Here is a 6,751-nt window from a genome sequence, read left to right as displayed (position 1 = left end):
CGCCGCCGAACTTGAAACGCAACGGGCGGGGTTAACCCCGCCCGTTGCTTCACCCGCGCTCATGCGCAACAACACCGGTCTGTCTCTGGTTGCCGCTGGATGAAAGGCGGGGGTCACGTCAGATTCTGCATCCCGTGAGTCGAGAAACGCTGTTCGAGCTTCGGCGCAATAAGCTTGGTGATCGGCGCGGCTAGTCACAGGCGGCTAAGCAACTTTCCGAGCGCGTCGATCAGGAGCAGCTCGGCGGGATGCTCCATTTCGAAACTCCTCCCGCTGAGTGTAACGTACCGCTGAAGCAAGCTTCTCAGGCAGGGGAACGAGAGAAGTTGTACTCGCCAATGTATGGTCTTCGCGCTCGCAGTGCGCGAGCAGTGCGGCACCGACTACAGCTCCAATTTTGGGCGGAACGGCGTTTCCGATAAGTCGGTAAAGATCGGCCTGTTTACCGCAGAACGTCCAAGTTGCCGGGAAGGTCTGGAGCGCAGCGCACTCGCGCGCGGTCAGTTTGCGTAAACCGTGCTGTGGGTCGCGTAACCAATCCTGCTGGCCACTCGCGGTGACCGTCCGACCGGGCCTGCTTGGGTCAGTGACAAATGCACCCTGTTTATAACCCCAGTGTCCTCCAGGCCGCGTTGCCTCTCTCTTACCCATACTTTTGACACCCGTGCCCGGCGCCAAATCCTTCATTTGGCCAGCTAAGAGACCGGTCGGTCGCTGAACTTCGGATTCATGGACGGGAACGACAGCATCAAGAGCGTCTTGAAGGGGTCGCCACGCTGGACGATCGCAATCAGCTTTGTGATGGGTCGGTGATGGAACGGCGAACTCGTCCCCAACTCGATAGCCTACGACAATTAGACGGACTCGGCGTTGGGGAACTCCATAGTCAGCAGCATTGACGAGATGGACGGCTGTCTGGAATCCAGCATCGAGCAACCGGCGCCTGATCAGATGGAGTGCAGAACCGGGCTGGCCGTCAGGACCGCGCGCCGTGAGTAGCCCTCGAACGTTTTCGAACATGAGCCATCGGACACCAAGTTCGCCAGCAAGCCGCACAAAATCGGCAAACAGTTGGCCGCGCGGATCATCAAACCCGCGCTGTCGACCGGCGCTGCTCCAAGATTGGCAAGGAGGCCCGCCCACCAATAGCGGGACGTCCCCACGTTCCGCTCCAATCTTGCGAAGGATCATGTCGCCAGTCAGTTGCTGAACATCTGCATGCTCGACCACCGCCCTTTCTAAGAAGCGCCGATTGCCGATAGGAAAGCCACGGTTTGCAATGAGCGTATCGACGGCACACCGATCAATGTCGGCGGCGTAAAGACCTGTCCAACCTGCCTGTTCAAGCCCGAGATCAAGCCCCCCGGCTCCGGAGAAAAGAGAAATAAAACAAGCGTTTGACATCAGTTTTCCCCTTGCTGACTGCTTTTGAGTAACGAAGATCGAAACGCGGCGCAAACGGAAAGTTCCTCAAACGTTCACAAATTTCCTACGTCAGTTGATCAATTGCCAACTCTCGGACATCACTCAACCGCCCCGTAACCGCCGCCGCCGCCGCCATGGCGGGACTCATCAAGTGGGTTCTGGCCCCCGGCCCCTGGCGGCCGACGAAGTTTCGATTGCTGGTGCTAGCGCAGCGTTCGCCCGGGGGGACTTTGTCGGGGTTCATGCCGAGGCAGGCGCTGCAGCCGGGTTCGCGCCATTCGAGGCCGGCGTCGGTGAACACGCGGTCGAGCCCTTCTTCTTCGGCCTGACGCTTCACCAGGCCCGAGCCGGGGACGACGATCGCCCATTTGACGTTCGCCGCCTTGTGCCGCCCGCGCAGCACGTCCGCGGCGGCGCGCAGATCCTCGATGCGCGAGTTGGTGCAGCTGCCGATGAAGATGTTTTCGACCGCGACGTCCTGCATCCGCTGGCCCGCCGTCAGCCCCATATAGGCGAGCGATTTGGCGGCGGCTTCGCGTTTGGCGGGGTCGGCGAAGCTTTGCGGATCGGGGACGACGCCGGTCACCGCGACGACATCTTCGGGGCTGGTGCCCCAGGTGACGTTGGGGGCGATTTTTGCCGCATCGAGCACGACCGTCTTGTCATAGCGCGCGCCGGGATCGGTCGCGAGGGTGCGCCACCAAGCAACGGCTTCGTCCCATGCCGCGCCCTGCGGGGCCATCGGACGGCCCTTGAGGTATGCGAAGGTCTTGTCGTCGGGAGCAATGAGCCCGCTGCGCGCGCCGCCTTCGATCGCCATGTTGGCGACGGTCAGGCGTCCTTCGATGCTGAGATCGCGGATCGCCTGGCCGGTATATTCGATGACATAGCCGGTGCCGCCCGCCGCGCCCGTAGTGGCGACGATGGCGAGGACGAGGTCCTTGGCGCTGATGCCCGGGCCGAGTTGCCCTTCGACGCGGACTTCCATCGTCTTGCTCGGCGCGAGTTGCAGCGTTTGCGTGGCGAGGACGTGTTCGACTTCGGACGTGCCGATGCCGAAGGCCAATGCGCCGAGCGCGCCGTGCGCCGCGGTGTGGCTGTCGCCGCAGACGAGCGTGATGCCGGGAAGGGTAAAGCCCTGTTCGGGGCCGACGACGTGGACGATCCCCTGATTGATCGAGACCGCGTCGATATAGGGCACGTGGAATTCGGCGACGTTGGCCTCCAGCGCGGCGAGCTGGTTCGCGCTTTCGGGATCGGCGATTGGCAGGCGGTTGCCCGCGCTGTCGCGGCGCGGGGTGGTGGGAAGGTTATGGTCGGGGACGGCCAGCGTCAGGTCCGGGCGGCGGACGGTGCGGCCCGACAGGCGGAGGCCCTCGAACGCCTGGGGGCTGGTGACTTCGTGGACCAGGTGGCGGTCGATATAGATCAGGCTGGTGCCGTCGGGGCGCGTTTCGACGACGTGGGCGTCCCAGATCTTTTGGTAGAGCGTGCGGGGTTGGGGCATGGGGGGGTGCTTACGGGTAAATGCACAGCGGCAAAACCCGTTTGCGCCGAGCTCGTCTAAGCGTCGTCCTTTGTCGCCCGGCACTGGCGTCGCGACGAATAAGCTCAGTTCACGGACATGGGTTCACGAACCTGCCGTCGGGCGCGGCGGTGTAGCCGACCTGGACGGGGTAGGCGAAGGCGATGCCGAGTTCCGCGAAGCGTTTGAGGATCGCGATATGGACAACGTGGCGGCGCGCGAAGACAATGTCGTAATCCTCGCTATGGACGTCATATTGCAGTTCGAAATCGAGCGATGAGTCGCCGAATTTCATCAGCCCGCAGCGCACCAATTTGGTGTCGTCGCAGCCCTCGACGATCTCGCGCATGATCTGCGGCAGGCGTTCGAGCAGATCGACCGGCGTTTCGTAGGTCACGCCCAGCATGACCACCGTGCGGCGCTTCGACAGGCGGGCGAGGTTGTGGATTTCCTTTTCGAGCAATTGCTTGTTGGCGACGATCACCTGCTCACCGGTGATGGCGCGGATGCGGGTCGATTTGAGGCCGATATCCTCGACCGTGCCCGACAGCGTATCGACCTTGATCGAATCGCCCTTGCGGAACGGGCGGTCGAACAGGATCGCGAGCGCGGCGAACAGATCGGCGAAAATGCCCTGCGCGGCGAGGCCGATGGCGATGCCGCCGACGCCGAGGCCGGCGATCAGGCCGGTGACGTTCACGCCCAGATTGCCGAGGATCAGGACGATGGCCACCGCGAACAGCACGATCGTGACCAGCAGGCGGATGATGCCGATGGCGCTCTGCAACCCCGAATGGTCGGTGGCGGCGGCGCGATATTCGATCAGGCCCAGGATGATTTCGCGCGCGAAGACCGCCGCCTGTAATGTCGTCGCGATGACAAAGACGAAATAGACGACCTTGGCCACATCGTCGGGCGCATGGGCGAAGAGTGAGACCAGCTGCGCGGCGACCGCGACGATGAACCACAAGCGGATCTTGGCCAGCGCGCCGCCGATGATGCGCCGCCAGTGATTGCTGCTCGCATAGCGCGTCATCAGCCAGCCGCCGGCCCATTTGGCGCCGAGCAGCAGGGCGACGACGACGCCCGCGACAATGCTCGCAAAGATGATCTGCGTGGTGTGCGCCACGGCCCAATCGTAACTGGAGCGGAGCAATTCGTCGGGACGTGATTCGATCGGCAACCGGACGGTCGTGGTTTTGGTAACAGCAGTGGAATTCGGCATCAGGCGGCCTTGGATGACTTTCGCTTGGCTGCACTACCGGCATCGTCGAGCAAGTCGATCAATGCGCGCTCGATACTCGACAACCAGCGCGTTTTACGCGGCAGGGGGTGGGTGGCGAGCTCCGATGAACAGGCGTCGATGACCAACGGATGAATATAACTTTTGCGGGCAATCGTCGGGGTGTTGCCCAGGGCGTCGGAAACCTGTTCGGCAACCGCCTTGATCGAGGGCTTGCCGCCCGATTTGCACGCGGCGATGGCGGTGTCGAGGCCGATGGTCGAGGCGTGCCAGGTGCGGAAATGCTTGGCGGAAAATTCATCGCCCATCGCATCCTTGATATAGGCGTTGACCTCCGCCGACCCCACCGCGCAGGGCTCGCCCGCGTCGTTGAGATATTGAAACAGATGCTGGCCGGGCAGGTCCTGGACCTTCTTGACCACGCGCACGAGGCCGCGGTCGCCGAGCGTGAGCTTGCGCATTACCCCCGATTTGGCACGATATTGCAGCGTCAGTTTGGACCCGCGCAGCGTCGCATGGCGATTGCGCAAGGTGGTCGCGCCAAAGCTTTTATTCGCCTTCACATATTGTTCGCTGCCGACGCGGATGTGGCCCACATCGAGCAGACGGACGACGGCGGCGACGACGGTGTCGTGTTCGGTTGGCTTGCCATGCAGGTCGCGCTCGACATGCGCGCGGAGCAGCGGCAGCGCGCGACCGAAATCGGCGAGGCGATCGTATTTCGCCGCATCCCGCTGGGCGCGGAAATCGACGTGGTAGCGATATTGTTTGCGGCCCTTGGCGTCGTAGCCGACCGCCTGGATATGGCCGTGTGGCGACGGGCAGAACCACGCATCGACATAGGCCGGCGGCAGTGCGACCTTGTTGAGACGATCGATCTCTTCACGGTCGGTGATGCGATGGCCCTTGGCGTCCCAATAGCCCCAGCCATGCGACACTTTCTTGCGCGTGATGCCCGGCATTTCCGGATCGACATAGACCAGCTTCATGCGGGCTGAACGGTGCAGCGCGGCGCGCGTTCCGTCAGGCGCAAGCGATGGTCAGCACATCGACCCGTGCGCGAACGCCGTCCTGCTCCGCGCCGAGCGAAACGATGACGTGGTCGGGACAGGCCAGTTCGACCTCCCCAGCCTCAAATGCGGTGAGGCTGGCGGGAGACACCGCGCCGAAACGCAGCGTGTGCTGGATGCCCTCGAACGTCGCGCTGAACCACGGGACCGCGACCGAGTTCAGCTCGGCAAGCGGCCCGAGCTGCGCCGCGACCGCCGCGATGACGGCGTCGTGGACGGACTGCATGTGCCGGTCGCGTGCATATAGGCTTCGATCCGCCGCCACAGGGGAGCGCCGACCTGGCGCCCGCAGCGCAGGTCGCTGACCAGCCGCGGGTCGTTCGCCGCCTCCCGTCCGAAGCGTGTCGGCGAGATACCAGTGTTCCGCATATGTTTCTGAATTTGGATGAGGGGAGACATGCACCGATTCGCCTTTCGCTAGGATAGACCCTAAGCGTTCCGCGCATTTTCCTACTTGGCAAGGGGTTTTCCTGTCGTTATGGAAATAATCATGAACGATATTCGCGAAACCCTCGACCGGCTGATCCATGAGCGCGGCACCGATTACACCGCGATGTCGCGGCTGCTGGGGCGCAATGCGGCGTATATCCAGCAGTTCATCCGGCGTGGCTCACCGCGCAAATTGGACGAGGACGACCGGCGCAAGCTGGCGCGGTTTTTCGGGGTGGACGAGGCGGTGCTGGGTGCGCAGTCCGCACCGTCGCGCGATCCGTTGCGCCGAGTGGCATGGCTCGATGTCACCGCGTCGGCAGGTCCGGGAGGCGAAGCGATCGACGAGGCGCCGCAGGGCTGGTTCGCGTTCGAGCCGCGTTTCCTCCGCCGCCTGACCGCCAGTCCGGATTCACTCAGCGCGGTGCGCGTGCAGGGCGATTCGATGGAGCCGACGCTCAACGCCGGGGACGACATATTGGTCGATACCGCCGATGCCGCCGATCGCCTGCGCGACGGGATTTACGTGCTGCGGATCGACGATGCGCTGAACGTGAAACGGCTGGCGGTGGGTCCGGGCGGTCGCCTGTCGATCGTCAGCGACAATGCGCGCTATCCGGTGATCGAGCGCAAGCGCGGCGACCGGATCGAGATCGTCGGTCGCGTCGTCTGGGCGGGGCGGCGGGTCGGTTAGCTGGGCGAGGGAAGTTCGGACTCGGCCCACCCTGCTCGCTAGGCGAGCTGTCCCTCCCACAAGTGGGAGTGACGTCTATTGCAGCACTGAACCAGACGTCACTCCCTTTAGGGAGGGACAGCTCGCNNANGCGAGCAGGGTGGGCCGAGTCTGCTAACGTGTCCCGCGCCACACCAGCACGGCGATGACCGTGCCGATCGCCACCCCGATCAGCAATCCGGCAGAGGGCTGTCCCTGCACCTTGCCGACGACGACGCCGACGATCGCGCCGAGCGCCACGAACACGCCGCCGGCCAAGGGTTCGTTCTTTCGCATTCCCGCGCCGCTAGCGGTTTAAAGCTTGGGTTCATAGGACTTAGCGGTTA

The 6,751-nt window shown here is 63.5% G+C and carries 7 protein-coding genes; 1 reads left to right on the top strand and 6 read right to left on the bottom strand.

What is annotated here, in order from left to right; translation table 11 throughout:
• Positions 1-204 precede the first annotated feature (204 nt).
• From ACM9ME_RS08865 to ACM9ME_RS08845, 5 genes are all read right to left on the bottom strand, one after another.
• On the bottom strand, positions 205-1,404 hold the full coding sequence (locus tag ACM9ME_RS08865; protein WP_415643102.1) for a DNA cytosine methyltransferase: 1,200 nt from the start codon (positions 1,402-1,404) through the stop codon (positions 205-207).
• A gap of 85 nt (positions 1,405-1,489) precedes the next feature.
• A complete protein-coding gene (gene leuC, locus ACM9ME_RS08860; protein WP_415643098.1) occupies positions 1,490-2,932 on the bottom strand; it encodes a 3-isopropylmalate dehydratase large subunit in 1,443 nt (480 codons plus the stop codon).
• 109 nt (positions 2,933-3,041) lie between these two features.
• On the bottom strand, positions 3,042-4,175 hold the full coding sequence (locus ACM9ME_RS08855; RefSeq protein ID WP_415643097.1) for a mechanosensitive ion channel family protein: 1,134 nt from the start codon (positions 4,173-4,175) through the stop codon (positions 3,042-3,044).
• Positions 4,175-5,182, bottom strand: coding sequence for a DNA topoisomerase IB (locus ACM9ME_RS08850; RefSeq protein ID WP_415643096.1), 1,008 nt, complete (start codon positions 5,180-5,182; stop codon positions 4,175-4,177). Before ACM9ME_RS08850 ends, ACM9ME_RS08855 begins: the two co-directional genes overlap by 1 nt.
• Before the next feature lie 34 nt (positions 5,183-5,216).
• Positions 5,217-5,489 (bottom strand): hypothetical protein, encoded by a 273-nt coding sequence (locus ACM9ME_RS08845; RefSeq protein ID WP_415643095.1) that lies wholly within the window; start codon positions 5,487-5,489, stop codon positions 5,217-5,219.
• Positions 5,490-5,753: 264 nt separating this feature from the next.
• Between ACM9ME_RS08845 and ACM9ME_RS08840 the strand changes: the two genes are divergently transcribed.
• Positions 5,754-6,386, top strand: coding sequence for a S24 family peptidase (locus ACM9ME_RS08840; protein ID WP_415643094.1), 633 nt, complete (start codon positions 5,754-5,756; stop codon positions 6,384-6,386).
• Positions 6,387-6,539: 153 nt separating this feature from the next.
• Here ACM9ME_RS08840 and ACM9ME_RS08835 read toward each other — a convergent pair whose 3' ends face one another.
• Positions 6,540-6,701, bottom strand: a complete 162-nt coding sequence (locus ACM9ME_RS08835) for a hypothetical protein (RefSeq protein WP_415643093.1) — start codon at positions 6,699-6,701, stop codon at positions 6,540-6,542.
• Between the last annotated feature and the right edge of the window lie 50 nt (positions 6,702-6,751).

Source organism: Sphingomonas antarctica (genome assembly GCF_965137005.1).
In the GTDB taxonomy this organism is placed as follows: domain Bacteria; phylum Pseudomonadota; class Alphaproteobacteria; order Sphingomonadales; family Sphingomonadaceae; genus Sphingomonas_O; species Sphingomonas_O antarctica.
This window is presented reverse-complemented; position numbering and strand designations above follow the sequence as displayed.